This is a genomic window from Streptomyces sp. NPDC107500 (assembly GCF_055582785.1).
The window spans coordinates 1,058,807-1,081,954 of sequence record NZ_JBVJPF010000002.1; the positions used below are offsets into that span (position 1 = coordinate 1,058,807).

The following is a 23,148-nucleotide window of genomic DNA, read 5'->3' on the forward strand; positions in this document are numbered from 1 at the left end:
ACACGTGAGCACGCCGGACGACATATCCACGAAGCCGGAGCAGGCATCCGCGGAACAGCCATCCGCGCAACCGTGGCAGGCGGACGCCCGGGTCGCCGCCGTGCAGAGGCGTACGGTCCGGGTCCTGTCCGCGGCCCAGATCGTCGGCGGGGTCGGCGTCGGTGTGGCGGTGTCCATCGGCGCCCTGCTGGCCGAATCGGTGGCCCACAGCGAGACGTACGCCGGACTGGCCCGTACGGCCATGACGGCCGGCGCCGCAGCGGTCGGCGTCCCCCTCGCCCTGGTCGCGCAACGGGCCGGGCGCAGGACCTCACTGAGCCTGGGATGGCTCGTGGCCGCCGTCGGCGGGGCACTGCTCGTGGGCGCGGCGGTGAGCCGGTCCATACCCCTGCTCATCGTGGGCATGCTGTTGTTCGGCGTCGGAAGCGCGACGAACCAGCAGAGCCGCTACGCGGCGGCCGACCTCGCCGCGCCCCACCGTCGCGCCCAGGCGCTGTCCATCGTGGTGTGGTCCACGACCATCGGCTCGGTGATCGGGCCCAACCTCGCCGACCCGGGCGCCGCCGTCGCGTCGGCCCTGAACCTCCCCCGGCTCGCCGGCGCGTTCGTCCTGGCGAGCGCCGGCATGGCACTGGCAGCCCTGCTCCTGTGGGGTCTCATGCGCCCCGACCCTCTGATGCTGTCCCTCCGGTACCAGGAGGCCGAGGAGCGGCAGGAGCGTGAAGCCGACACGAGAGCCGCAGCAGCGGAGACCGACGTTGCGCAGAAGAAGCCCCGAAGCACCGGGACGCTGCGCGCGGGTCTGCGCCACCTGCGCCACTCCCCGCGCGCGGCGTTCGCCTTCACGGCCGTCGTCCTGGCCCACACGGTGATGGCGGCGGTCATGACGATGACCCCGGTCAGCATGGCGCAGCACGGCTCCGGTCTCACCGTCGTCGGCATCACCGTGAGCGGCCATCTGCTGGGCATGTATGCGTTCTCCCCGGTCGTCGGCTGGCTGGCCGACCGGATCGGCCATCTCCCGACGGTGGTGGCGGGCCAGGCCGTCTTCCTGGTGTCCGCCGCGCTGTCGGGCATGGGCCACGACTCCGTCGGCCTGATGATGGCGGGCCTGTTCCTCCTGGGGCTGGGCTGGTCGTTCAACCTGGTGGCCGGGTCGGCGATGCTCAGTGAAGCCACTCCCGCCCCCCTGCGGCCCGGGGTGCAGGGCACCACGGACACCGCGATGAACGTCGTCGCGGCCGTGGGCGCCGGCCTGGCCGGACCCTTGATGAGCTGGATCGGTTTCGGCGGGCTGAACGCCGTCGCCGCTGTCCTGGTCCTGCCCGTACTCGCGTTCTGGGCCCTCCTCGTCCGGGCACGCTGAAGCACCCTCGAGCTCCTTGCGGCAGCCGCCGCGCGTTCCGTTACGGCAGTGAGACCTTGGGCACCCGCCAGCCATGGCATCCATTCAGCGAAAGCGCTGCTCAAGCGGATCCGGCCTGGGGACAGCCTCCTCCATCGCACTCGGTGCCGCCGCGGGCGTGACGGCTGCCGCCGGTCTCCTGTTCGGCCGCAAGGCGGCGACGATCAGCAAGATCGGCAAAGGCCATCCGCTCAAGCACCGCGCACTCGACGTGGCCGCCGGGGCCATGCAGACGAAGTACCCGCTCGACGCGATGAGCACCTACCTCAACGGCTTCCACATGTACGCCGACGACATGGGGCGGCAGGTCGAGGCCACGCACTTCTGCATCCACCTCCAGCACGACCTGCATCAGTGCGTCATCTTCGACCGCAACGCACCCGACGCCCGGCTGATCGGCATCGAGTACATCATCAGCGAGGAACGCTTCCGCGCCCTGCCCGCCGACGAGAAGCGGCTGTGGCACAGCCACCGCTACGAGGTCAAGTCGGGCCTCCTGGTCGCGCCCGGCATCCCCGACCTGGCCGAGCACGCATACTTCGAGGACCTCGTGACCACCTATGGCAAAACCTTCCACACCTGGCAGTACGACCGCGACGACTTCCCCTACGGCATCCCGCAGCTGATGATCGGCTTCACCGAGGACGGACAGGCGTCGGACGAGATGATCCGCGCCCGGGACGACCGGCTCGGCCTCTCCACACCGGGCAAGCGCGAGAACCGGGCCGACATCCCCGCACCGGACGTGGCCCCGGGCGCCAACATGTGGGAAAGCGGACGGACCGTGCAGACCCGCATCGAGGAGACCGACTTCAGGCGCTGACCTCGCCGGCCATTGCCGTATCAGTCGGCGGTGATGCCCGAGCCGTACAGCGCCGAGGACAGGACGGCGAGCGCGGCGCGCTCCCCGGAGTGCAGGGCGCCCTCGACGTGTCCGGCGTATTCCGTGGCCGTCTCGGTCGAAGCCCAGTGCAGGCGGCCGTCGTGCGTCGGCCGCTGGTAGAGCGGGTGGCCGAAGAGGGAGTAGTCGGCGAGGGCGTGCACGGACCGGGGAGCCGTCCAGGGCTCACGGCTCCAGTCGCAGACGTGCAGGGCTTCGGGTGACCCGGCGCCGGGTCCGAAGCACGCGGCGAGCTGGGCGGCCACCGCCTCCTCGAAGCCCGGCCGGACTGCGCGGGCGTGGGCGAACCCGAAGAGAGCCGCCGGCCGGCCGTCGACGCCGGACATGTCGTGGATCTCCTGAAGCGGTCCGGACCTGCTGAAGGCCGCGCCGGCGAGACCATCCTCACGCCAGAAGGCGGAGGGGTAGAGGGCGACGACCTTGGCGACGGCACCCATCCACACCGGAGTGGAGCGCGCCAGCCGGACGACGTCGTCGGGAAGCGCGTTCCCGAAGTCGATGCGCTCCAGCGCCAGCGCGGGCGGCACGGCCAGGACGACGTGAGAGGCACGCAGCGTACGGTCCGGGGTGTGCACCTCCAGGCCGTACCCGACGACGGGATGGATCGCCGTGACAGGTGTGTCCAGCAGTACGGCGTCCGCGGGCAGGCTCGCCGCCAGCGCCGAGGGCAGGTGCTGCGCCCCGGCCGCGAAACGGTAGGACGGGACGTCGATCATGTTGCCCTGCAGGCGGCGGGCCCCCGCCCCGTCCTGGAGGACGGCGTCGCCGGACAGGTGCTGGTCGAAGACGCCTGCGCCGGTGCGCGCGGCCAACGTGGCGACGCGCTGCTCCCCCGGCCAGAACCAGGTGGCACCCAGATCCAGGGCGCCGCCGTCGACGGGGGTACTCAGCATGCGGCCGCCGACCCGCTCCCGTGCCTCCAGGCACAGGACATGGCGTCCGGCCTGGTGGAGGGCGGTCGCGGCGGCGAGTCCGGCGGCGCCGGCGCCGATCACGATGACGTCAGGCTTGGCACTGCGGGACATGTGCGGGTTGCCTCCAGGGTGACGGGCGCTGAAGCGACCCGGATTGCATGACGGGGCGTCGAAGACGTTCGGGGACGGTCACGACACCTGCGCGGGGTCCAGCACGATGCGGAACCGGGGAGCCCCGGACCGCAGGCGTGAGACGGCCTCACCTGCGTCCTTCAACGGCATCCGTTCGATCATGGGACGGACCCCGTTGATGACCGCGAAGGCCATCGCCTCCTCCGTGTCCCGGGCACTGCCCGTCAGGTGGCCGGCCACCCTCAGCCCCCGGCTCACCAGCAGGCCCACGGGAAGACGGAGAGTGCCCGCGTCCACCCCGACCAGGGTGAGCAGACCGTGCGCCCGCAGCCCGGTGACCAGTTCGTCCACTGCCTCGGTGGAAGAGGCGGTGCACACGATGTGGTCGGCGCCGCCCAGTTCCGCGAGGGCCGCTCCGGGGGACCGGCGCGTGCTGTCGACGTAGTGCCGGGCTCCCAGGGCACGGGCCAGTTCCTCGCGGTCCGCGCCCCGTGCGACGGCCACCGTCTCGTAGCCCAGCCGCGCCGCTAACTGCACGGCCAGGTGCCCGAGCCCACCGAGCCCGAAGACGGCCACCCGTCCACCGGCCCGGGTACCGGCGTTGCGTACGGCGTTGAAGGTGGTCACGCCCGCGCAGCCGAACACCGCGGCGTCGAACGGGTCGAGCCCGTCGGGAATCCGCGACAGGGTGTCCGCCGACACGGTGATGCTCTGCGCCCAACCGCCCGGATAGGACAGCCCCGGCACCTTCCGCTCCGGGCAGTGCACGACGTCACCGGCACGGCAGAAGGCACAGTGACCGCAGCTGCCGCCGAACCAGCCGACGGCCACCCGCTCCCCGACCTTCCAGCCGGTCACGCGGTCACCGACCTCGGCGATGACCCCGGCGACCTCGTGGCCGGGTGTCACCGGGTAGCCCGCGTGCGCCTTCGAGGCCCGGGCCGTCCCGATGTCGGCGTGACACACCCCACTGGCCAGGACGGACACCCGTACCTGATGTCCCTCGGGCGGGACGGCGGCGGCGGCGACGGACGGGACCAGCGGTCCGTCCGGCTCGGTCACGACCATGGTCACAGCGGAGTCCGGCACGGTGCACTTCCTGAAGGGACGAGAACGAGTGTTATAAGGGTGGGTGATAGAGAGGCCACCTGGCGCACACCCTAGAAACCGGCTGACCTCAGCGGTAGGCGACGAAAGCGAATGAGGCAATAGGCAATGGCTATGACAGAGCGGCTGAACGTGGAAGGGCTCCGGTACGCGCAGGCGGTCGCCGAAACCCGCTCCTTCAGCGCGGCGGCACGGGCCTACGGCGTCACTCAGCCGGCCTTGTCCAACGGCATCGCCAAGCTCGAGGAACGACTCGGGGAGCGGCTCTTCGACCGGTCACCGCGCGGTGTGACCCAGACCGCGTTCGGCACCCGCATCCTGCCCCTCATCGAGCGGGCCGTGGCCGCGCTCGACGCCGTCGCCGCCGAGGCCAGACGGCTCACCGAACCGGGCGACCAGAAGGTCCGCATGGGCGTCTCGCCGCTCATCGGCCCTCACCTGGTGGCCCGCGCGTTCAGCGCCGTCCGGGAACTGCCGACACCCCGCGATCTGGTGCTGCACGAGGCCAACATGCAGGACCTGCGGGCCGGCCTGCAGGCCGGCCGGCTCGACATCATCCTCATCCCGGCCGTCACCGCCATGCCACGCTACGAGCACCGGGTCATCCACGTCGAACCCGTCGTCGTGGTCGGCCCCACCGCCGCGGACGACGACTCGCTCGAACTCGCCGAAGCCGGAGGCGAGCAGTTCATCCTCGTCCCCGACGCGTGCGGCCTGACCACGTTCACCACCCAGCTCTTCCAGGCGAACGAAGTGCCGCTGCGCACCTACCCCGGGGAAGCGGCCAGCTACCGCGTGCTGGAGGAATGGGCCGGCCTCGGGCTCGGCTCGGCCATGCTCCCCCAGTCCAGGCTCACCTCCCCGACCGTCCCCCACCGCCCCCTGCTGAACGACGGCCGCGAGGTACAGATCTCCTTCGAAGCCGTGTGGAACCCGGAATCCGCACTCCGCTCGGACCTGTCGCTCCTCGCCCAGGCACTCGTCGCATCCCGCTAGCCATACACAACTCTTATCGCCAGATTCAACGACCGCCCCTACCGGATCTTCCGGCGCGCTCCTAAATTCGAGATGTGCTGCGGTAACCCCGTGGCGCACCCGACGAGCACGAAGGGAAGCCATATCCATGGCCTATCTTGAGATCACCCTGCACGTGGATCCGGCCAACCGTCCCGCGGCGGCGAGCGTCTACGAGAAGTACAAGCAGCCGTTCCTCGACTCCATCGCCGGCGCCACCAGCAAGGAACTCCTGATCCGGGAAGAAGACGTGCAGGTCCTCCACGGCTTCCAGTCCGTGGCGGACGCCAACGCCTACCTGGACAGCCCGCTGTTCACGAAGGACGTCGTCGGCGAACTCGCGCCGCTCCTGCAGGCGGACCCCGACGTCCGTGTCTACGACACCGTCTGACATCCCCCACGCGGCGAAGTCGACAGCGAAGGAGTACAAAAATGAGCGATGTACGCGTCACCCCGTGGCAGGAGGGCGACGTCCCCGCTCCCCCGACCGAACTGCTCGCGGGCATGCGGGGCCGCCGCCCGGGCGGCGAGCTGATCGGAATCGACCGGGTCCTGCTGAAGAGCTTCCCGCTCGCCGCAGGATGGAACGGGCTGCTGGGCCGGGTCCGTGCCGAGTTCGACCTCTCACTGGAGTACCGCGAACTGGTCATGCTGCGGGTGGCCGTGCTGAACAAGGCCGACTTCGAATGGGGCGTGCACTACCCGGCATACCTGCAGGCAAGCGGCACCGACGACAAGTGCGAAGCCCTGAAAGAGCCGAACGCGGCCGACAGCGCTCTCTTCAAAAAGGAGGAGCGCGCCCTCCTCACGCTCACCGACCAGTCGACCAAGCAGGTCGAGGTGGACGCCGAGGTCATCGAAGAGCTGAAGCGCCTGTTCGGTGAACAGCAGACCGTGGAAGCGGTCGCCACGGTCGCGGCCTACAACATGGTCTCCCGTTTCCTCGTGGCGCTGGCGGTCTGAAGCACCACGTGGGTCGACGGCCCCGGCGGCCGCCGACGGGAGCGGACGCCGTCCGGGCGGCTCCTCGCCGAGCCCGGCGGCTTCGTCACCGTGGGGCGGCGAGAGCTGCCTCCCCACGGTGACGAACCGTCAGAGGCAGCGTCGAACGAGCGTCAAGACTCCCATTGCTCAGGGCGGGTCGCCAGCGCGGCCACCGCGTTACCGATCAGACAGACCGCGGTGTCCAAACCGGAGGCGATCAGAGTCCTACAGACTGCGGCGGTCTCTTCCAGACTCGGCATGTCAGGGACGATGCCCGACTGCTCCAGACTCGTCGATCGTCGGCATCGGCCTGTTCTGGGCCTTCACGTGCCCGTTTCGAGTATGCACTCAGCTTCGGCGACCTGCGCGTCCACGCCGAAAGCCCCGTCCAGCACACAGGCCGGGAGATCAACCTCCTCATTCGTCCCGACGACTGCCTGCTCTATCCGGAAACCGTCTGACTGTCGACCCAGTCGGTCTCCCCGAGCCATGCGTGGACGAACGCACGGATCTGTGTCGGGTCGGTCTCAGCCTGTCGCGGCGGCCCTGTCGTGCTCGGCGTCGACCCGTACGGTGACGCCTGTCTCCACGATGGTGCGCGTGGCGTTGACCGACCCGTAGATCCACAGGATGCGCATCGGCTCGGTGGCGGAGGCGTTGCGGAACCGGTGGGGCGTGCCCGCGGGGACGTAGGTCGTGTCGAAGCGGGTGAGGTGGTGCTCGCTGCCGTCGATCTCCACGAGGGCGTCGCCTTCGAGGATGGTGACACTCTCTGGGCAGTTGTGGGTGTGCAGCGCGATGCCGGCGCCGCCGTCGAAGAGGGTCTGGCCGGTGAGGAAGACCTCGGCGCCGACCGCCTGGGTGATCAGCGGGACGGTGCGGGCGCCGCCGCCTCGGCTGAAGGAGGACAGTTCGGCCGGGCGCAGGACCGCGGGCTCGAAGTGGCGGAAGCAGGGCGCGTCGGTGTCGTGGTGGTGCATGGTGTTCTCCCTGAGGTGCTCGGGGGCCCGGACCGGACTTCTCGATGCCCCCCAAGGACCACGAAGGGCAGGCGCGGGTCCAACGCGTCGCCGGTCTCGTGGTGATCGTCATGGTGGCGTCCGCCGTCGCCCCGCTCGTCAAGGGTGACGAACCATCGGGCCCCGGCACGAACCCGGTGGGCCGCACCGGCATGGGGTGCGGCCCACCGGGCACGAGGACGCAAGGCACAGGGTGCGGCTCAGGTGACGCTGATGGCGCCGGTGATGACGGCGAAGAGGATGTAGGCGACGGAGACGAGGACGCCCCAGCGCAGGGCGTGCCGCTGGAAGTCGCCCAGCTCGGCCTTGACCAGTCCGAGGAGGACCCACAGCGGGGCGCTGGTGGGGCCCATCATGTGGAGGATCTGGCCGATGGCGCCGGCCCGGGCGATCTCGTTGGCGGGGATGCCGTAGTGCGCGGCGGACTCCGCGAGCACGGGGACGACGCCGAACCAGTAGCCGTCGTTCGACATGAAGAAGCCGAGCGGCAGCGCGAGGACCGCGGTGAACAGCGGGATGATGTCGCCCCAGCCCTCCGGGACGATCGAGAGGGCCGCGTCGGCCATGGCCTTGATCATGCCGGAGTCGGTCATGATGCCGGTGAAGACGCCGGCGGCCAGGACGAGGATCATCACCGGCACGGCGTTGGCGGCCTGCCGCTTGATGAGGTCCTGCTGGTCCCCGATGGCGCGGATGTTGACGAGCAGGGCGATCACGAACGCCACCATGAACAGCACCAGGAGGTCGGCGACCTCGGCGATGAGGAGCACCATCAGCAGCAGGGTGAGCGCCGCGTTGAACCACATCCGCCAGTCCGCCTTGACCGGCTCGAACGCCTCGCCGGAGGCGATCTCCAGCTTGTAGGCGGCGAGCTTCTCACCGTCGATCTTGTGGCGCTCGCGCAGACCGAGCCAGTAGGCGACGGCGATGATGGCCAGGCTGGTGAGGGCCATGGGGCCGATCATGTGGACGAAGTACTCGGTGGCGCTCAGGTGCAGGACGCTGATGCCGCGGGTAGCCGCGCCGCCCCAGGGGGTGGTGCCGGAGATGGTGCCCAGCGCCATGGCCGCCAGCGTCGCCAGGATGAGGGGGTTCATGCCCAGGCGCCGGTAGATGGGCAGGAACGCGGAACAGACGATCATGTAGCTGGTGGTGCCGTCGCCGTCGAGGGCGACCAGGAGGGAGAGCACGGCGGTGCCGACCACGATCCGGACCGGGTCGCCCTTGGAAGCCCGGACGATGGCCTGGACGATCGGCTCGAAGAGCTTGCACTCCATCATCAGGCCGAAGTAGAGGACGGCGAACAGCAGGAGCGCCGCGGTGGGCGCGACGGTGTCCAGGCCGTTCATGATCATGTCGCCGAGCTTCGTGCCCTTGCCCGCGATGACGGCGGCGGCGATCGGGGTGAGCATGATGGCGGTGAACGCGGAGAGGTATTTCCGCATCACGAGCAGCATGAAGCTGCCCAGGGTGGCGAAGCCGAGGACGGCGAGCATCGTTGCTCCTTGGGGCAGGGCTGAGGGCCGCCGGTCGGACGGCGGCGCGGGACGGCGCGTGGGATCGGTGCGGGTCGGTTCAGGCGGCGACCGGAAGCGCACGCGGTGTCTTGCTCGGCTCGTGCGTCGGATCGGTCACGGGGGCTGCGGGCTCCTGTACGGCGATTCGGCCGGCGCACGGCCGCGGTGGGCGATGGCCCGATGCGGTTGTGAGCAGTGCGCCCGGCATGGCTGGGACGACCGGGACACCCGGTCGCTCAAGGATGGCGGATTGGCTCGCCTACTTCCGGACAACCGGTTTACCGGATTGCCGGTAGGTAACTAGAATCTGGCCATCGCGTCAATACCGAAGTGAGGAAATCGATGGCCGAACTCGCCAGGATCACGGTCGAGCCGCGCGAGCCGCTGGCCGCCGAGGTCTCCCGCCGCCTGATCGACTACCTGATGTCCGGCGAGGTCCAGCCCGGCGACCGCATCCCCTCCGAGCGGCAGCTCACCGAGATGCTGGGGGTGAACCGGCCCACGGTGCGTGAGGCGATCAAGTCGCTCGGCTTCCTCGGCCTGCTGGAGATCCGGCAGTCCAGCGGGACGTACTTCCGCGGCACCGACTCCGACGTGCTCTACCGCCTGTTCGAGCTGGGCCTGGTCCTGGGCGAGCGGGGCGCCCGCGACATGGTGCAGGCCCGGGCGGAGCTGGAGGTGATCGTGGCGGGGCTGGCCGCGCAGGCGCGCGACGAGGCGGGCGTCGAGCTGCTGCGGGCCCGGCTGACGGCGATGCGGGAGTGCCCGGACGACGAGTTCGCCGAGGCGGACACGGCCTTTCACGCCGCCCTCGGCGAGCTGGCCGGCAACACGGTGCTGCGCGACATGCTCAAGGGAATGCGGGCGATGATCCAGCGCGGCTGGGTCGAGCGTACGGGCGCCGTACGGTCCCGCGAGGTGGCCTATGCGGACCACGTGCCGATCTTCGAGGCGGTCGCGAAGGGTGACACCGAAGCCGCCCGCGCGGCGATGGCCCGGCACATGGAGGGCGCGTCCCGCCGCCTGATGAAGGCACTCGAACAGCGCGAGGCGTAGCGGGAAACCGCGAGCAGCCGGTCCCGGATGCCGGCGCTCGCGGGCTTCGCATCGATACAACCGGTTGACCGGTTGACCGGTTCGGCCTACAGTGACGGCACGGCACCGCGACACCACGCCGCCGTCCCCCATCTCGGGCCCGCGCCCCCGCCGTCGGGAAACATGTCCCAGGTCGGCCGGAGGCAGGCCCGCGGTCGGGACCCTTGCCGGTCCCCACCTACCGGAAGAGGTAAGAACCCCGGTGATCGAACCCCAGCCTCTGGTCGCCATGATCCACGCCGTGCCGCCCGCGCACCGCATCGCCGAAGAGGCGTTCGCGCAAGAGTTCCCGCAGGCCACGGTCTGGAACGTGCTGGACGACCGCCTCCTCGACGACGCCCGCGTGGCCGGCGAACTCACCGGCGCCCTGCGCCGGCGCATGCTCCGCCTGATCGGCCACGTGATGGACGGCGGCGCCCAGGCCCTGCTGCTGACCTGCTCCTCCTACGGAGAAGTCGTGGACACCGCCCGTACCCTGTGGAAGGCGCCCGTCCTGAAGTCCGACGAGGCGATGTTCAAGGCCGCCCTGGCCGGCCCGTACAGCCGTATCGCCGTCGTCGCCTCGACGCCGCCTGCCGTACCGGCGGCCGTCGCCCAGCTCGAAGCGCTCGTCCCGGCCGTACGCCCGGACCGGCCGGTCGACATCGTGACCGCCCTGAGCGAGGAAGCCGCCGGGGCCCACCCCGGGGAGGCCGCCCGGCACCTGGCGGACGCCCTGCGCGCAGCCGGGGGCGCCGACGCCGACGTTGTGCTGCTGGCGCAGTACTCGCTCACCCCGGCCCGCGACGTCCTGGCCGACCTGTTGGGCGTGCCGGTGCTGGACGGCGCGGGCGCCGCCGCACGCGAACTGCGCGGCCTGCTCGTTCCGGCAGGAGCACCGGCGGTCGCGTCATGAGTACGGGGCTGCCGTGGCCGCTGGCCTACACCGTCTCCGGTCACGACTGCTCCGCGCCGATGCCGCTCGGCTTCACCGCGCCGCCGGCCGAAGCAGTCCGCCGACTCGCCGAGCTGGGCTACGACGGGGTGGAGGTGCAGGTCCGCGAGACCGGCGCGCACGCCGCCGAGGAACTGACCCGCACGGTGGAGGCGGCCGGCCTGAAGGTGCTGGGTATCGGCACCGGCCCGGTCTGCGCACAGGACCGGCTGACGCTGACCGACCCGTCGCCCGACGTACGCCGTCACGCCCTGTTCCGCCTGCTGGGCGCGGCCCGTCTCGCCGGCGAGCTGGGTGTGCCAGTCACCCTCGGGCAGACCCGCGGCACCTTCCTGCCGGGGCTGGAGGACATGCAGTGTCTATGGGCCGAGCGCGCCGTACAGCAGCTGGCCGAGGAGGCGGCCGACCGCGGCAGCCGGCTCCTGCTGGAGCCCCAGTCGCGAGCCAACACCTCGCTGTGGCACACCCCCGGGGAAGCCCTCGCCTTCATCGACTCCCTTGACGCCCCGGCCGGACTGGTACTGGACACCCACCACCTCGATGCCGAAGGTGTCGAGGTGGTCCGGGCGATCACCGAACACGCCGCCGTCACCGGCTGCCTGCAACTCGCCTCGCCCTCCACCCGAGGCCCGCTGACCATCGGTGATCCCCGCCTCCCCGCCCTGTTCAACGCACTGCGCGAGGGCGGCTTCACCGGCTGGCTGACCCTGGAACACACCCAGGACGGCGACAGCCCCAAGGCCGCCGCCCGCTCCTGGACCGCGCTCACCGACGCCGCGACAGCACTTTCCTGACCCGCCCCACCCCCCTGTTCTGAGAGGAACCCGCACCATGAGCAGCAAGACCTACCGCCTCGGCGTCCTCGAGGGCGACGGCATCGGCCCCGAGATCGTCCCGTCCTCCGTCGAGATCGCCACCGCCGCCGCCGACGCCGCCGGTGTCTCGGTCGACTGGGTGACCCTGCCGCTCGGTGCCTCGGCCATCGAGACCCACGGCACCCCCGTTCCCGAGGAGACCAAGGACGCCCTGGCCGGTCTGGACGGCTGGTACCTCGGCCCGCACGACTCGGTCTCCTACCCGGAGCCGCACAAGTCCGCGCTCAATCCCTCGGGCACCCTGCGCAAGCACTTCCAGCTCTTCGCCAACATCCGCCCCGCCAAGAGCTTCCCCGGCGCGAAGGCCGTCTGCGACAACGCCGACCTGGTCATCGTCCGCGAGAACACCGAGGGCTTCTACGCCGACCGCAACACCTTCGCGGGCACCGGCGAGTTCATGCCCACCCCGGACACCGCGATCATGCTGGGTATCATCACCCGCGAGGCCACCGAGCGCGTCGCCCGCGTCGCCTTCGACCTGGCCCGCTCGCGCCGCAAGAAGCTCACCATCGTCCACAAGGCCAACGTCCTCAAGCTCACCACCGGGCTGTTCCGCACCGTGTGCCAGGAAGTCGCCAAGGACTACCCGGACGTCGCCGTGGACGACTTCCACATCGACGCCATGACCGTCCACCTCGTCCGTCGCGCCCAGGACTTCGACGTCATCGTCACCGAGAACATGTTCGGCGACATCCTCTCCGACCTGGCCGGCGAGATCTCCGGCTCGCTGGGCACCGCGCCCTCGATCAACTCCTCCGCCACCACCGCCATGGCCCAGGCGTCCCACGGCTCCGCCCCCGACATCGCCGGGCAGAACATCGCCAACCCGGTCGCCATGATCCTCTCCGGCGCCATGCTCTTCGAATGGCTCGGCGCCAAGCACGGCGACGAGAAGCTCGCCGCCGTCGCGAAGATCATCGAGCAGGGCGTGGCCGACGCGATCGCCGCCGGCACCTCCACCCGCGACCTCGGCGGCTCCGCCTCCACCACCGAGTTCACCGCCGCCGTCATCAAGGCCATCGGCGCTGCCCGGTAGCAGCCCCCCGGTCGTCCGGGGCGGGTTTCACGCCGCCCGCCCCGGGCGCCACAAGCCGCACGCGACGCACAGCCCGAGGAGAGAGCCCGACCATGACCCTGCGCATCGGCTGCATAGCCGACGACTTCACCGGCGGCACCGATGTCGCCGCCGCCTTCCGGCGGGCCGGCCTGCGCACCGCCCTGGTCTTCGGCACCCCGGACGACACCACCACCCTGCCGACCGATTGCGACGCGGCCGTGGTCGCCCTGAAATCCCGCTCCACGCCCGCCGACGAGGCCGTCGCCGACTCCCTCACCGCCCAGCGCTGGCTGTGGGACAAGGGCGCGGCCCAGGTGTACTTCAAGTACTGCTCCACCTTCGACTCCACCCCGCAGGGCAACATCGGTCCGGTCTCCGACGCGCTCCTTGACGCCGCCGGCGGCGTCGTCACCGTGCACTGCCCGGCCTCCCCGCCCAACGGCCGCACGGTCTACCAAGGTCACCTGTTCGTCCACGACCAGTTGCTGTCCGACTCCCCGCTGCGCCACCACCCGCTCAACCCGATGACGGACTCCGCGCTGGTGCGCCTGCTGTCCGCGCAGACCCGCCACCCGGTGGGCCTGGTCGACTGGGCCACGGTGCGGCGCGGGGTCGAGGCCGTCCGCGAGGCGATCACGGCGCACCAACAGGCCGGTGTCCGGCACGTCGTGGCCGACGCCCTCACCGACGACGACCTCGCGGTGCTCGGTGCCGCCGCACTCGAACTGCCGGTGGTCGCCGGTGCCGCCGGTCTCGCCGAAGGACTCGGGCACGCCTACCCCGCCACCGGACCGTCATCCGTCGAACCGAAGCCGTCCGAGGGACGGGCCGCCGTCCTGGCCGGCAGCTGCTCGGCCCGCACCCTGGAGCAGATCGCCCAGTTCTACGCCGCCGGCCTGCCCTCCCTCCACCTCGACGTGCTCGCCGCCGCCACCGGCCGCGACGTCACCGGCGAGGCCCTGGCCTGGTACGCCGAGCAGGATCCGGCACTGCCGGTGCTCGTCTACGCCTCCGCCTCCCCCGAGGAACTGGCCGCCGTCCAGGCCCAGCTCGGTGTCGCCGAGGCCGCCGCACAGGTCGAGGAACTCCTCGGCACCCTCGCCTCCCACCTCGTCGAACGCGGCGTCCGCCGCATGCTCGTCGCGGGCGGGGAAACCTCCGGCGCCGTCACCACCGCCCTCGGTGTCCGCGCCGTCCTCGTCGGCGAGGAAGCCGACCCCGGCGTGCCCTGGACCTACGCCACCACCAACAGCGGCGACCTGGCCCTGATGCTGAAGTCCGGCAACTTCGGCGCTCCCGACCTGTTCACCCGGGCCCTGACGGAGACCAAGTGACCACCTACGCCGACGAGTCGGCCGCCCGCGCCCTCATCGTCCGTACCGCACGCTCCCTGTTCACCCGCGGACTGACCCACGGCTCCACCGGCAACCTGTCCGTCCGCCTGGCCGACGGCACCCTGCTGCTCACCCCCACCGGTTCCAGCCTCGGCACGGTCGAGGAAGGCGAACTGTCTCGCACGGACCTGCGCGGCGAGCACCTCGACGGACCACGGCCGACCAAGGAGGCATTCCTGCACGCCGCCTTCTACCGGGCACGGCCCGCCGCCAACGCCGTCGTCCATCTGCACTCCACCCACGCCGCCGCTGTCTCCTGCCTCGACGGTGTCGACCCCGCCAACGCGCTGCCCCCGCTCACCGCCTACTACGCCATGCGCGTCGGCACCCTCCCCCTCCTCCCCTACCACGCCCCCGGCGACGGGAGCCTGGAACCGCTCGCCGAACGGACGGCCCGCACCCACCACGCCCTCCTCCTCGCCAACCACGGACCTGTCATCGCCGGCCCGTCCATGGAACAGGCCACCGACGCCATCGAGGAACTGGAGGAGACCGCCAAGCTGCACCTCCTCCTGCGCGGACACACCACCCGCCCCCTCACCCCCGAGCAGGCTGCCGTGCTCGCGCCCCCATCCCCCTGACGGCCGGATGAGCCGCGAGCACGTCAGCCACCCAGCGAAGAAGGAACCCATCATGGTCACCCCCGTCCCCACCGCCGACCTCGTCGACCAGTACGGCACCGACCTGCGCGTCTGCGACCTGCAGTGCCGCCAGTTCGGCGCCCACCGGACCTTCGCCGGGCCGGTCCGCACCGTCTCCTGCCACGAGGACAACGGCCTCCTGCGCGACCTGCTGCGCACCCCGGGCGACGGCGCCGTCCTCGTCGTCGACGGCGGCGGCTCCCTGCGCACCGCCCTGGTCGGCGACCTCATCGCCGGCGCCGCCCAGGACAACGGCTGGGCCGGCCTGGTCCTCCACGGCGCCGTCCGCGACAGCGCCACCCTCGCCGGACTCCGCCTCGGCATCAAGGCACTGGGCACCATCCCCCGCAAGAGCGCCAAGGAAGGCGCCGGAGCCGTCGACGTGCCCGTCACCTTCGGCGGCGTCACCTTCCGTCCCGGCGACGTCCTGCACGCCGACGACGACGGCATCGCCCTCCTCCCCGAAGGCACGGTGAACTGACCGGTGCTTCTGAAAACCTTCGGGTGGTCGTTCGCGGTCACCGCGCTCGGCCTGGTGGCCGCGGTCTTCTACGGGGGGTGGGCCGCCTTCGGCGTGGTGGCGATCCTGTCCGTGCTGGAGATCTCGTTGTCCTTCGACAACGCGGTGGTCAACGCCGGGATTCTGAAGAAGATGAATGCCTTCTGGCAGAAGATCTTCCTCACCATCGGCATCCTGATCGCCGTCTTCGGCATGCGCCTGGTCTTCCCGGTCGTGATCGTCGCCATCAGCGCGTCGCTCGGGCCGATCGAGGCCGTCGACCTCGCGCTGACCGACAAGGACCGCTACCAGGAGCTGGTGACGGACGCCCACCCGTCGATCGCCGCCTTCGGTGGCATGTTCCTCCTGATGATCTTCCTCGACTTCATCTTCGAGGACCGGGAGATCAAGTGGCTCGCTCCGCTGGAGCGCGCGCTGGCCAAGCTCGGCAAGGTCGACATGCTGTCGGTCTGCATCGCCCTGATCGTGCTGCTGGTCTCCGCCATCACCTTCGGCGCCCACGCCCACCAGCACGGCGGCACCCACGCCGACAAGGCCGAGACGGTCCTGCTCTCCGGCATCGCCGGTCTGATCACCTACCTGGTCGTGGGCGGTCTCTCCGGCTTCTTCGAGGACAAGCTCGAGGACGAGGAGGAGCGCGAGCACGAGGCCGAGGAGAGGGCCGAGCGCGAGGGCAAGCCCAAGTCGGCGGTCAAGCTGGCCGGCAAGGCCGCCTTCTTCATGTTCCTCTACCTGGAGGTCCTGGACGCGTCGTTCTCCTTCGACGGCGTCATCGGCGCCTTCGCCATCACCAACGACATCGTCCTGATGGCCCTCGGCCTCGGCATCGGCGCCATGTACGTCCGGTCCCTGACCGTCTACCTGGTCCGCGAGGGCACCCTCGACGACTACGTCTACCTGGAGCACGGCGCCCACTACGCCATCGGCGCCCTCGCCGCCGTCCTCCTGGTCACCATCCAGTACGAGATCAACGAGTTCATCACCGGCATGATCGGCGTCGTCCTGATCGGCGCCTCCTTCTGGTCCTCCGTCCGCCGCAACAAGCGGCTCGCCGCGGCCGGGGGCGAGAGCGAAGGAGAAGAGACCGAAGCGGTTTCCACGACATGAGCCCCATTGGGGTGGCGAGCCCCGGTGGCCGACCTGCGCATGGACGGTGCGGTGGCACGCGCGTCATGACGTCGGCCGTCCCTGCCCCGGGAAGCGCGGACGGCCGCCGGTAGTGCCCGACAAGCGGAATCAACCTGCCCGGCGAATAGCCTCGATCCAGCACCCTTACGGCTCAGTCCGACCCCGAACCCACGACGTCGAACGTCACGGAACGGGGAACCAGGTCGAGAGGCGTTTGGCGATGACCGGTACCTCGATGTTGTCCTGCGCGACGTCCTCGACGAACGGGCCGGCCACGGAAACGGGCGGCGGCACGGTACTGGCGCTCACGCCGTTGAACCGCAAGAAGACGCGCATGGCGAGCCAGGCGGTGCGCTTGTTGCCGTCGATCAGCGCGTGGTTGCGGGCGACGGAGTGCAGCAGGGCCGCGGCCTTCTCGTGCAGCGTGGGATACAACTCGGTCCCGAACACGTTGGTCCGGGGTCGCTCGATCGCCGACACGAGGAGGCCCATGTCGCGCACGCTGTGTTCGGTACCGTTGACCGTGCGGGCGATGGCCAGGATCTCGTCGATCTGGAGGTAGCGCACGTTCGTCACTTCAGGTAGTCCAGGATCTCCGCATCGCTGTCCATCAGCTCGGCCAGGACGTCATCGACCTTCAGCTCGGCCCGGTTCTGGGCGTCACGGATGGCCTCGATGGCAAGTTCCTGCTTACTGCGGCCCTCCCGACGGGCCCGCTCCGTGAGCTTCGCGTCCAGGTCGTCAGGGAGTCGGAGTGTCATCGCCATACGGTCATGATACCTGACCGGTATCACGCGGCGCGGTCGAGTGTCCCGTTCCCCAACAGTGTGGGCCGAAGATGGCGGCTCGCAGCGCCTGCGGAGGTGCAGCAAAGACTTCCGCTTCGGGCGTCATCCGAGCGTCAAGAATCTCCGAAAGCCCCTCCGAGGGCGTCGTCCATGCAGGCACCTCACTCACGAACCCGCAAGTCAGCGATCCACAAAGATCGATTCGTCGCTCGAACCGTTTTACGGAGGGAAACAGGTCGAGCAGCCCACCCGGACAACAAAAGCGTAGGTCAGGACCCCTTGCCCGCAGGCTCCAAAATCGCCACGCACTCCACATGATGCGTCATCGGAAACAAGTCGAACACCCGCAGCATCCGCACCCGGTACCCCCCGTCCCGGAAGTACCCCAGGTCCCGGGCCAGCGCGGCCGGATCGCACGCCACGTAGGCGATCCTCCGCGCACCCAGTGACGCGAGGTGCTGCACCGTCTTCTTGCCCGCCCCCGCGCGCGGCGGGTCCAGGACGATGAGGTCGACCTCGTCGATGCCCGTCCGGGGCAGGACCGCCTCGACCTTGCCCTGCTCGATGCGGACGCGGTCGAAGCCGGCCAGGTTGTGCCGGGCGTCCTCGACCGCGCGCTTGCCGGACTCGATGCCGAGGACCGCGCCCTGGTCGCCGACCCGGTCGGCGAGGGCGCCGGCGAAGAGGCCCACGCCGCAGTACAGGTCGAGGGCCATGTCGCCCTTGCGCGGGAGGAGGCCCTGCATGACCGCGGTCATCAGGGTGTCGGCCGCCTTCGGGTGGACCTGCCAGAAGCCGCCGCTGCCCACGCGGTAGGTGCGGCCGTCGGCGCGTTCGCGGACGAAGGGGCGGCCGTGGACGCGGTGCACGCCGCCGTCCTTCTCGCCGACCCGCATGACCGAGACCGGGCGGTCCAGCTCCACGATGGGGAGCCTCGCGCCGGGGCGCGGGGTCAGGATGACCTGGCGGTCCTGGGAGCCGGTCGCCGCGATGGCCTCGATCGACGCCATGCCGGGCCACTCCCGGGCCTCGATGCCCAGCTCGCTGACCCCCTCCGCGGCGATCATGCAGTGGTCGACGGGCTCGACCTCGTGCGAGCGGTGCTTGCGCAGGCCGGCACGGCCCTCGGCGTCCACCGCGTACTGCACGCGGGTGCGCCACGCCGGGACCTGCCCCGCCGGCAGCTTGTCGCCCTCGGCGGGCATCACCGTGCCGTCCCAGCCGGCCTCCTCCGGAGTGAGGCCCGCCAGCCGCTTCAGCTGCTCGGCGACGACCTCGCCCTTGAGGCGGCGCTGGGCGCCCGGCTTGGCGTGCTGCCAGTCGCAGCCCCCGCACCGGCCGGGACCGGCGAAGGGGCAGGGGGCCTCGACGCGGTCCTTGGAGGCGTCCAGGATCTCGACGGCGTCGGCGCGCAGGAAGCGGGCGCCCTCCTCGCCCTCCGTCACCCGGGCCACGACGCGCTCGCCGGGCAGCGCGTGCCGGACGAACAGCACCTGTCCCTCGGACGTACGGGCGATGCAGTGGCCGCCGTGCGCGACGGGGCCGATCTCGACCTCGTACTCCTCGCCGACGAGCGAGACCGCTCCGGACTCCGCCTGCGATTTCTTCGGTTCTGCCTGCATGGCGGGGTGGCTCCAGAGAACGGGGGTTGAGGGACGGCGGGTGGGGACCGCAGCCGTCCACTCTACTTCGACGGCGAGGAGTCCTTCGCCCGGTCGTGGTGGAGCGGGCCGCGCCGGACCGCGCCGGGCGCGTTCCAGTCCTGCCGCTTGCGGGCCCGCTTCTTCGCGGCCTCCGAGGACTGGAGCTGGTACGGGACGGACGTGACCATGACGCCGGGCGTGAACAGGAGGCGGCCCTTGAGGCGCAGCGCGCTCTGGTTGTGCAGCAGGTGCTCGTACCAGTGGCCGACCACGTACTCGGGGATGATGACCGAGACCGCGTCGCGCGGGGACTCCTTGCGCAGGCTCTTGACGTACTCGATGACCGGGCGCGTGATCTCGCGGTAGGGCGAGTCCAGCACCTTCAGCGGTACGGCGATGCCGCGCCGCTCCCACTCGTCGCGCAGCGCCTTGGTCTCCACCGGGTCGACGTTGACGCTGAGCGCCTCCAGGGAGTCGGAGCGCATCAGCTTGGCGTAGGCGAGCGCGCGCAGGGTCGGGCGGTGGATCTTGGAGATGAGCACCACCGAGTGGACCCGGGACGGGCGCACCATGTCGTCGGTCTGCGCCTCCTCCGGGTCCTCGGGGGCGGCGATCTCCTCGGCGACGCGGTCGTAGTGCTTGCGGATCGCCGTCATCGTGGCGAAGAAGATGCACATCCCGAGCAGGGCGACCCAGGCGCCGTGGGTGAACTTCGTGGCCAGTACGACGACCAGGACGAGTCCGGTGAAGAAGGCGCCGAAGGCGTTGATGGCCCGGGAGCGGATCATGCGGCGGCGCGCGGCCTGGTCCTTCTCCGTGGCCAGGTGGCGGTTCCAGTGCCGGACCATGCCGATCTGGCTGAGCGTGAAGGAGACGAAGACGCCGACGATGTAGAGCTGGATCAGGCGCGTGGAGTCGGCGCCGTAGACGAAGACGAGGAGTATGGCGGCGCCGGCCAGCAGGACGATGCCGTTGGAGAACGCCAGGCGGTCACCGCGCGTGTGCAGCTGGCGCGGCAGGTAGCGGTCCTGGGCGAGGATCGAGCCGAGCAGCGGGAAGCCATTGTAGGCGGTGTTCGCGGCGAGGAAGAGGACCAGCGCGGTGGCCGCGGCCAGCACGATGAACAGGAAGCTGCCCTCGCCGAAGACGGCCTCCGCGACCTGCGAGATCACCGGGTGCTGGACGTAGTCCGCGCCGACCGCGACACCGTTGTGGAAGAGGTCGGTGGCCGGGTTCTCCGACATGCGCACGTCCGTCGCGGAGGCGAGGGCGATGATGCCGCAGAACATGGTGACGGCGAGCAGGCCCATCATCGCGAGGGTGTTCCCCGCGTTCTTCGACTTGGGCTTGCGGAAGGCCGGGACGCCGTTGGAGATCGCCTCGACACCGGTGAGCGCGGCACAGCCGGAGGAGAAGGCGCGCAGGAGGAGGAAGATCAGGGCGAACCCGGCGAGCCCGCCGTGTTCCGGCTTGATCTCGTAGTCCGCCGTCGGCGCGCGCATGGTGTCGCCGAGCACCAGGGTCCGGAACGCGCCCCACGCGATCATGATGAAGACGCCGCCGACGAAGACGTACGTCGGGATCGCGAACAGCTTGCCCGACTCCTTGACGCCGCGCAGGTTCATCAGGGTCAGCAGCAGGATCACGGCGACCGCGCAGAGGACCTTGTGCTCGACCACGAAGGGGACCGCGGAGCCCAGGTTCTCGATGCCGGAGGAGATCGAGACGGCCACGGTCAGGACGTAGTCGACCAGCAGGGCGCTGGCGACGGTCAGGCCCGCCTTGGGTCCCAGGTTGGTGTTGGCCACCTCGTAATCGCCGCCGCCGCTGGGGTAGGCGTGCACGTTCTGCCGGTAGGAGGCGACGACCGTGAACATCAGTACGACGACCGCGACCGCGATCCAAGGGCTGAAGTGGTACGCCGACACGCCCGCGATGGACAGCACGAGCAGCACCTCGCCGGGCGCGTACGCCACCGAGGAGAGCGGGTCGGATGCGAAGACGGGGAGGGCGATCCGCTTCGGCAGGAGCGTTTCGCCCAACCGGTCGCTGCGCAGTGCGCGCCCGATCAGGATCCGCTTGGGCACGTCGGTCAGTTTGGACACAACAGAGGATCGTAAGCGTTCGAACGGGCGCGCGCCCACCCGCCACCCCCGATCCACCCGCCGTCTGCTCTACGGGTGAATTCGACGGGTGGTCGGGCTGCGGATTCCGCAGGTCCGGGGCCTGGCATGCCTATATGACGAACACCGCGCAAACACCGCCCGGTGCCCGGCCGTTGCCACTCTGGAGGTCTCATGCACCTGTCCGCGGAGCTGATCGGCGGCCTTCTCTCACTCGCCGGCCTCGGAATCCTCACTTTTGCCAGCATCCGCAGCATCGGGCGCCGGGGGTCGTCGGCGGAGAGCTGAGGCGGGGCGCTCGGCCCTCCGCGTCAGTACGCTCGGACCGTCGACGGGGCCTCGGGGGCCACCCGGACGGGGACCGGACCCGCCGGACCGGCATGATGGTGGCCGGCGCCCCCGGACAGGGGCCGCACGTGTTGCCCGTCGAGCCGAAAGAGGAAAATGAGCGGGACGTACGCCTACGTCAGAGGGCTCGGAAGAAGAGTGGTGTAGAGCCGTGCACATTGTCATCATGGGCTGCGGGCGCGTGGGCTCCGCCCTCGCCCAGGCCCTGGAACAGCAGGGGCACACGGTCGCCGTGATCGACCGGGACCCCACCGCCTTCCGGCGTCTCGGTTCCTCGTTCGGTGGCCGCCGGGTCACCGGCATCGGCTTCGACCAGGACACCCTGCGCGAGGCGGGCATCGAGGACGCGGGCGCCTTCGCGGCCGTCTCCAGCGGCGACAACTCGAACATCATCGCCGCCCGCGTGGCGCGCGAGATGTTCGGCGTGGAGAACGTCGCCGCCCGCATCTACGACCCCCGCCGCGCCGAGGTCTACCAGCGCCTGGGCATCCCCACGGTGGCCACGGTCCGCTGGACGGCCGACCAGATGCTGCGCCGGCTGCTCCCCTCGGGCGCAGAGCCGCTGTGGCGCGACCCCACCGGCGGGGTCCAGCTCGCCGAGGTGCACACGTCCCCGTCCTGGGTCGGCCACAAGATCAGCCGGCTCCAGGAGGAGACGGGTGTGCGGGTGGCCTTCCTCACCCGGCTCGGGGAGGCGATCCTGCCCTCCTCGCAGACCGTGTTGCAGGAGGGTGACCTGGTGCACGTGATGATGCGCACCGACGAGGTCGACAAGGTCGAGGCGGCGTTCGCCAAGGGTCCCGAAGAAGGGGGCGGTCACTGATGAGGGTCGCCATTGCCGGAGCCGGCGCGGTCGGCCGCTCGATCGCGGGCGAGCTGCTGGAGAACGGCCACGAGGTCCTGCTCATCGACAAGGCGCCGACCGCCATCTCGGTCGAGCGCGTCCCGATGGCGGAGTGGCTGCTCGCGGACGCGTGCGAGATCACGTCCCTGGACGAGGCGGCGCTCCAGCGCTGCAACGTCGTCATCGCCGCGACCGGCGACGACAAGGTCAACCTGGTCGTCTCGCTGCTGGCCAAGACGGAGTACGGCGTCCCGCGCGTCGTCGCCCGGGTCAACAACCCGAAGAACGAGTGGCTGTTCAACGAGTCCTGGGGCGTGGACGTCGCCGTCTCCACCCCGCGGCTGATGTCGGCCCTGGTGGAGGAGGCGGTGAGCGTCGGCGACCTGGTCCGGCTGCTGCGCTTCAGCCACGGCGACGCCAACCTGGTCGAGCTGACGCTGCCGGAGGAGTCGGCCCTGGCCGGGATCCAGGTCGGTGACGTCGAGTGGCCCGAGGACACCTCGCTGGTGACCATCATCCGCGGCACCCGGGTGCTGACCCCGTCGCGGGAGGACTCGCTGGAGGCGGGCGACGAGCTGCTGTTCGTCGCGGCGCAGGCCCGCGAGGAGCAGCTGGAGGACCTGCTGTCGGCGCGGCGCGGCGACCGGGCGCGCTGACGGGTACGGCGGTACGACGGTGGGGGCGCCCGGAGATCTCCGGGCGCCCCCACCGTCGTACCGCCTCAGGGGTGGGGGAGGCCGGCAAGTCGACCCTTTTGGTGTGTGT

At 70.6% G+C, this 23,148-nt stretch carries 23 protein-coding genes; 15 read left to right on the forward strand and 8 right to left on the reverse strand.

Annotation, left to right across the window (positions count from 1 at the left end; translation table 11 throughout):
* The first annotated feature begins 4 nt into the window (after nucleotides 1-4).
* Nucleotides 5-1,366: an MFS transporter gene (locus ACZ67M_RS10760; RefSeq protein WP_469850545.1), complete on the forward strand. Its 1,362-nt coding sequence runs from the start codon at nucleotides 5-7 to the stop codon at nucleotides 1,364-1,366.
* A gap of 157 nt (nucleotides 1,367-1,523) precedes the next feature.
* Complete coding sequence (locus tag ACZ67M_RS10765; protein WP_469850547.1) at nucleotides 1,524-2,228, forward strand: OBAP family protein; 705 nt, start codon at nucleotides 1,524-1,526, stop codon at nucleotides 2,226-2,228.
* Nucleotides 2,229-2,248: 20 nt separating this feature from the next.
* On the opposite strand, the gene ACZ67M_RS10770 is transcribed toward ACZ67M_RS10765, so the two are convergent.
* Together ACZ67M_RS10770 and ACZ67M_RS10775 are read right to left on the reverse strand one after the other, a co-directional pair.
* Nucleotides 2,249-3,331: a flavin monoamine oxidase family protein gene (locus ACZ67M_RS10770; protein ID WP_469850549.1), complete on the reverse strand. Its 1,083-nt coding sequence runs from the start codon at nucleotides 3,329-3,331 to the stop codon at nucleotides 2,249-2,251.
* A gap of 78 nt (nucleotides 3,332-3,409) precedes the next feature.
* Complete coding sequence (locus ACZ67M_RS10775) at nucleotides 3,410-4,441, reverse strand: alcohol dehydrogenase catalytic domain-containing protein (RefSeq protein ID WP_469850551.1); 1,032 nt, start codon at nucleotides 4,439-4,441, stop codon at nucleotides 3,410-3,412.
* 132 nt (nucleotides 4,442-4,573) lie between these two features.
* Between ACZ67M_RS10775 and ACZ67M_RS10780 the strand changes: the two genes are divergently transcribed.
* From ACZ67M_RS10780 to ACZ67M_RS10790, 3 genes are all read left to right on the forward strand, one after another.
* The gene (locus tag ACZ67M_RS10780; RefSeq protein WP_271158355.1) at nucleotides 4,574-5,455 is read left to right on the forward strand and encodes a LysR family transcriptional regulator; all 882 of its coding nucleotides are present in this window, start codon (nucleotides 4,574-4,576) and stop codon (nucleotides 5,453-5,455) included.
* 127 nt (nucleotides 5,456-5,582) lie between these two features.
* On the forward strand, nucleotides 5,583-5,864 hold the full coding sequence (locus ACZ67M_RS10785; protein WP_271158356.1) for a hypothetical protein: 282 nt from the start codon (nucleotides 5,583-5,585) through the stop codon (nucleotides 5,862-5,864).
* A 41-nt stretch (nucleotides 5,865-5,905) separates the two neighbouring features.
* Nucleotides 5,906-6,436: a carboxymuconolactone decarboxylase family protein gene (locus ACZ67M_RS10790; RefSeq protein ID WP_469850553.1), complete on the forward strand. Its 531-nt coding sequence runs from the start codon at nucleotides 5,906-5,908 to the stop codon at nucleotides 6,434-6,436.
* A gap of 548 nt (nucleotides 6,437-6,984) precedes the next feature.
* Here the strand turns inward: ACZ67M_RS10790 and ACZ67M_RS10795 are convergent.
* Together ACZ67M_RS10795 and ACZ67M_RS10800 are read right to left on the reverse strand one after the other, a co-directional pair.
* Nucleotides 6,985-7,437 carry a cupin domain-containing protein gene (locus ACZ67M_RS10795; RefSeq protein WP_469850555.1) on the reverse strand — a complete coding sequence of 151 codons (453 nt, stop codon included), beginning with the start codon at nucleotides 7,435-7,437 and terminating at the stop codon, nucleotides 6,985-6,987.
* Between the two features lie 239 nt (nucleotides 7,438-7,676).
* Nucleotides 7,677-8,972: a CitMHS family transporter gene (locus ACZ67M_RS10800; protein WP_271158359.1), complete on the reverse strand. Its 1,296-nt coding sequence runs from the start codon at nucleotides 8,970-8,972 to the stop codon at nucleotides 7,677-7,679.
* Nucleotides 8,973-9,335: 363 nt separating this feature from the next.
* On the opposite strand from ACZ67M_RS10800, the gene ACZ67M_RS10805 reads away from it, so the two are divergent.
* From ACZ67M_RS10805 to ACZ67M_RS10840, 8 genes are all read left to right on the forward strand, one after another.
* Nucleotides 9,336-10,049, forward strand: a complete 714-nt coding sequence (locus ACZ67M_RS10805) for a FadR/GntR family transcriptional regulator (RefSeq protein WP_161331508.1) — start codon at nucleotides 9,336-9,338, stop codon at nucleotides 10,047-10,049.
* Nucleotides 10,050-10,290: 241 nt separating this feature from the next.
* Nucleotides 10,291-10,983 carry an aspartate/glutamate racemase family protein gene (locus ACZ67M_RS10810; protein WP_365632961.1) on the forward strand — a complete coding sequence of 231 codons (693 nt, stop codon included), beginning with the start codon at nucleotides 10,291-10,293 and terminating at the stop codon, nucleotides 10,981-10,983.
* The gene (locus ACZ67M_RS10815; protein ID WP_469850558.1) at nucleotides 10,980-11,816 is read left to right on the forward strand and encodes a sugar phosphate isomerase/epimerase family protein; all 837 of its coding nucleotides are present in this window, start codon (nucleotides 10,980-10,982) and stop codon (nucleotides 11,814-11,816) included. The genes ACZ67M_RS10810 and ACZ67M_RS10815 overlap by 4 nt, the downstream gene beginning before the upstream one ends.
* A gap of 37 nt (nucleotides 11,817-11,853) precedes the next feature.
* A complete protein-coding gene (locus ACZ67M_RS10820) occupies nucleotides 11,854-12,933 on the forward strand; it encodes an isocitrate/isopropylmalate dehydrogenase family protein (protein ID WP_271158362.1) in 1,080 nt (359 codons plus the stop codon).
* 92 nt (nucleotides 12,934-13,025) lie between these two features.
* Nucleotides 13,026-14,288, forward strand: a complete 1,263-nt coding sequence (gene otnK / locus ACZ67M_RS10825; protein WP_469850560.1) for a 3-oxo-tetronate kinase — start codon at nucleotides 13,026-13,028, stop codon at nucleotides 14,286-14,288.
* A complete protein-coding gene (otnC, locus tag ACZ67M_RS10830) occupies nucleotides 14,285-14,929 on the forward strand; it encodes a 3-oxo-tetronate 4-phosphate decarboxylase (RefSeq protein WP_469850561.1) in 645 nt (214 codons plus the stop codon). The genes otnK and otnC overlap by 4 nt, the downstream gene beginning before the upstream one ends.
* Nucleotides 14,930-14,981: 52 nt before the next feature.
* Nucleotides 14,982-15,470, forward strand: a complete 489-nt coding sequence (rraA, locus tag ACZ67M_RS10835; RefSeq protein WP_469850563.1) for a ribonuclease E activity regulator RraA — start codon at nucleotides 14,982-14,984, stop codon at nucleotides 15,468-15,470.
* Between the two features lie 3 nt (nucleotides 15,471-15,473).
* Nucleotides 15,474-16,616, forward strand: a complete 1,143-nt coding sequence (locus ACZ67M_RS10840) for a DUF475 domain-containing protein (protein ID WP_469850565.1) — start codon at nucleotides 15,474-15,476, stop codon at nucleotides 16,614-16,616.
* A 204-nt stretch (nucleotides 16,617-16,820) separates the two neighbouring features.
* Here the strand turns inward: ACZ67M_RS10840 and ACZ67M_RS10845 are convergent, their stop codons facing one another.
* The 4 genes from ACZ67M_RS10845 to ACZ67M_RS10860 form a co-directional block, all read right to left on the reverse strand.
* A complete protein-coding gene (locus tag ACZ67M_RS10845) occupies nucleotides 16,821-17,213 on the reverse strand; it encodes a type II toxin-antitoxin system death-on-curing family toxin (protein ID WP_469850567.1) in 393 nt (130 codons plus the stop codon).
* Complete coding sequence (locus ACZ67M_RS10850) at nucleotides 17,210-17,404, reverse strand: ribbon-helix-helix protein, CopG family (protein WP_037672007.1); 195 nt, start codon at nucleotides 17,402-17,404, stop codon at nucleotides 17,210-17,212. The genes ACZ67M_RS10845 and ACZ67M_RS10850 overlap by 4 nt, the downstream gene beginning before the upstream one ends.
* Nucleotides 17,405-17,694: 290 nt before the next feature.
* Nucleotides 17,695-19,047 carry a class I SAM-dependent RNA methyltransferase gene (locus ACZ67M_RS10855; protein ID WP_361365562.1) on the reverse strand — a complete coding sequence of 451 codons (1,353 nt, stop codon included), beginning with the start codon at nucleotides 19,045-19,047 and terminating at the stop codon, nucleotides 17,695-17,697.
* Between the two features lie 62 nt (nucleotides 19,048-19,109).
* Nucleotides 19,110-21,173 (reverse strand): APC family permease, encoded by a 2,064-nt coding sequence (locus ACZ67M_RS10860; RefSeq protein WP_392012578.1) that lies wholly within the window; start codon nucleotides 21,171-21,173, stop codon nucleotides 19,110-19,112.
* A gap of 517 nt (nucleotides 21,174-21,690) precedes the next feature.
* Between ACZ67M_RS10860 and ACZ67M_RS10865 the strand changes: the two genes are divergently transcribed.
* Complete coding sequence (locus tag ACZ67M_RS10865; protein ID WP_125490110.1) at nucleotides 21,691-22,362, forward strand: potassium channel family protein; 672 nt, start codon at nucleotides 21,691-21,693, stop codon at nucleotides 22,360-22,362.
* A complete protein-coding gene (locus ACZ67M_RS10870) occupies nucleotides 22,362-23,039 on the forward strand; it encodes a potassium channel family protein (RefSeq protein ID WP_361365568.1) in 678 nt (225 codons plus the stop codon). The genes ACZ67M_RS10865 and ACZ67M_RS10870 overlap by 1 nt, the downstream gene beginning before the upstream one ends.
* The last annotated feature ends 109 nt before the right edge of the window (nucleotides 23,040-23,148 follow it).

What these genes read in the sequence shown, in the direction of transcription:
- ACZ67M_RS10770 (WP_469850549.1), bottom strand. Translation starts at nt 3,331, where the DNA reads ATGTCCCGCAGTGCCAAGCCTGACGTCATCGTGATCGGCGCCGGCGCC.
- ACZ67M_RS10780 (WP_271158355.1), top strand. Translation starts at nt 4,574, where the DNA reads ATGACAGAGCGGCTGAACGTGGAAGGGCTCCGGTACGCGCAGGCGGTC.
- ACZ67M_RS10785 (WP_271158356.1), top strand. Translation starts at nt 5,583, where the DNA reads ATGGCCTATCTTGAGATCACCCTGCACGTGGATCCGGCCAACCGTCCC.
- ACZ67M_RS10790 (WP_469850553.1), top strand. Translation starts at nt 5,906, where the DNA reads ATGAGCGATGTACGCGTCACCCCGTGGCAGGAGGGCGACGTCCCCGCT.
- ACZ67M_RS10795 (WP_469850555.1), bottom strand. Translation starts at nt 7,437, where the DNA reads ATGCACCACCACGACACCGACGCGCCCTGCTTCCGCCACTTCGAGCCC.
- ACZ67M_RS10800 (WP_271158359.1), bottom strand. Translation starts at nt 8,972, where the DNA reads ATGCTCGCCGTCCTCGGCTTCGCCACCCTGGGCAGCTTCATGCTGCTC.
- ACZ67M_RS10805 (WP_161331508.1), top strand. Translation starts at nt 9,336, where the DNA reads ATGGCCGAACTCGCCAGGATCACGGTCGAGCCGCGCGAGCCGCTGGCC.
- ACZ67M_RS10815 (WP_469850558.1), top strand. Translation starts at nt 10,980, where the DNA reads ATGAGTACGGGGCTGCCGTGGCCGCTGGCCTACACCGTCTCCGGTCAC.
- ACZ67M_RS10820 (WP_271158362.1), top strand. Translation starts at nt 11,854, where the DNA reads ATGAGCAGCAAGACCTACCGCCTCGGCGTCCTCGAGGGCGACGGCATC.
- otnK (WP_469850560.1), top strand. Translation starts at nt 13,026, where the DNA reads ATGACCCTGCGCATCGGCTGCATAGCCGACGACTTCACCGGCGGCACC.
- rraA (WP_469850563.1), top strand. Translation starts at nt 14,982, where the DNA reads ATGGTCACCCCCGTCCCCACCGCCGACCTCGTCGACCAGTACGGCACC.
- ACZ67M_RS10850 (WP_037672007.1), bottom strand. Translation starts at nt 17,404, where the DNA reads ATGGCGATGACACTCCGACTCCCTGACGACCTGGACGCGAAGCTCACG.
- ACZ67M_RS10855 (WP_361365562.1), bottom strand. Translation starts at nt 19,047, where the DNA reads ATGCAGGCAGAACCGAAGAAATCGCAGGCGGAGTCCGGAGCGGTCTCG.
- ACZ67M_RS10870 (WP_361365568.1), top strand. Translation starts at nt 22,362, where the DNA reads ATGAGGGTCGCCATTGCCGGAGCCGGCGCGGTCGGCCGCTCGATCGCG.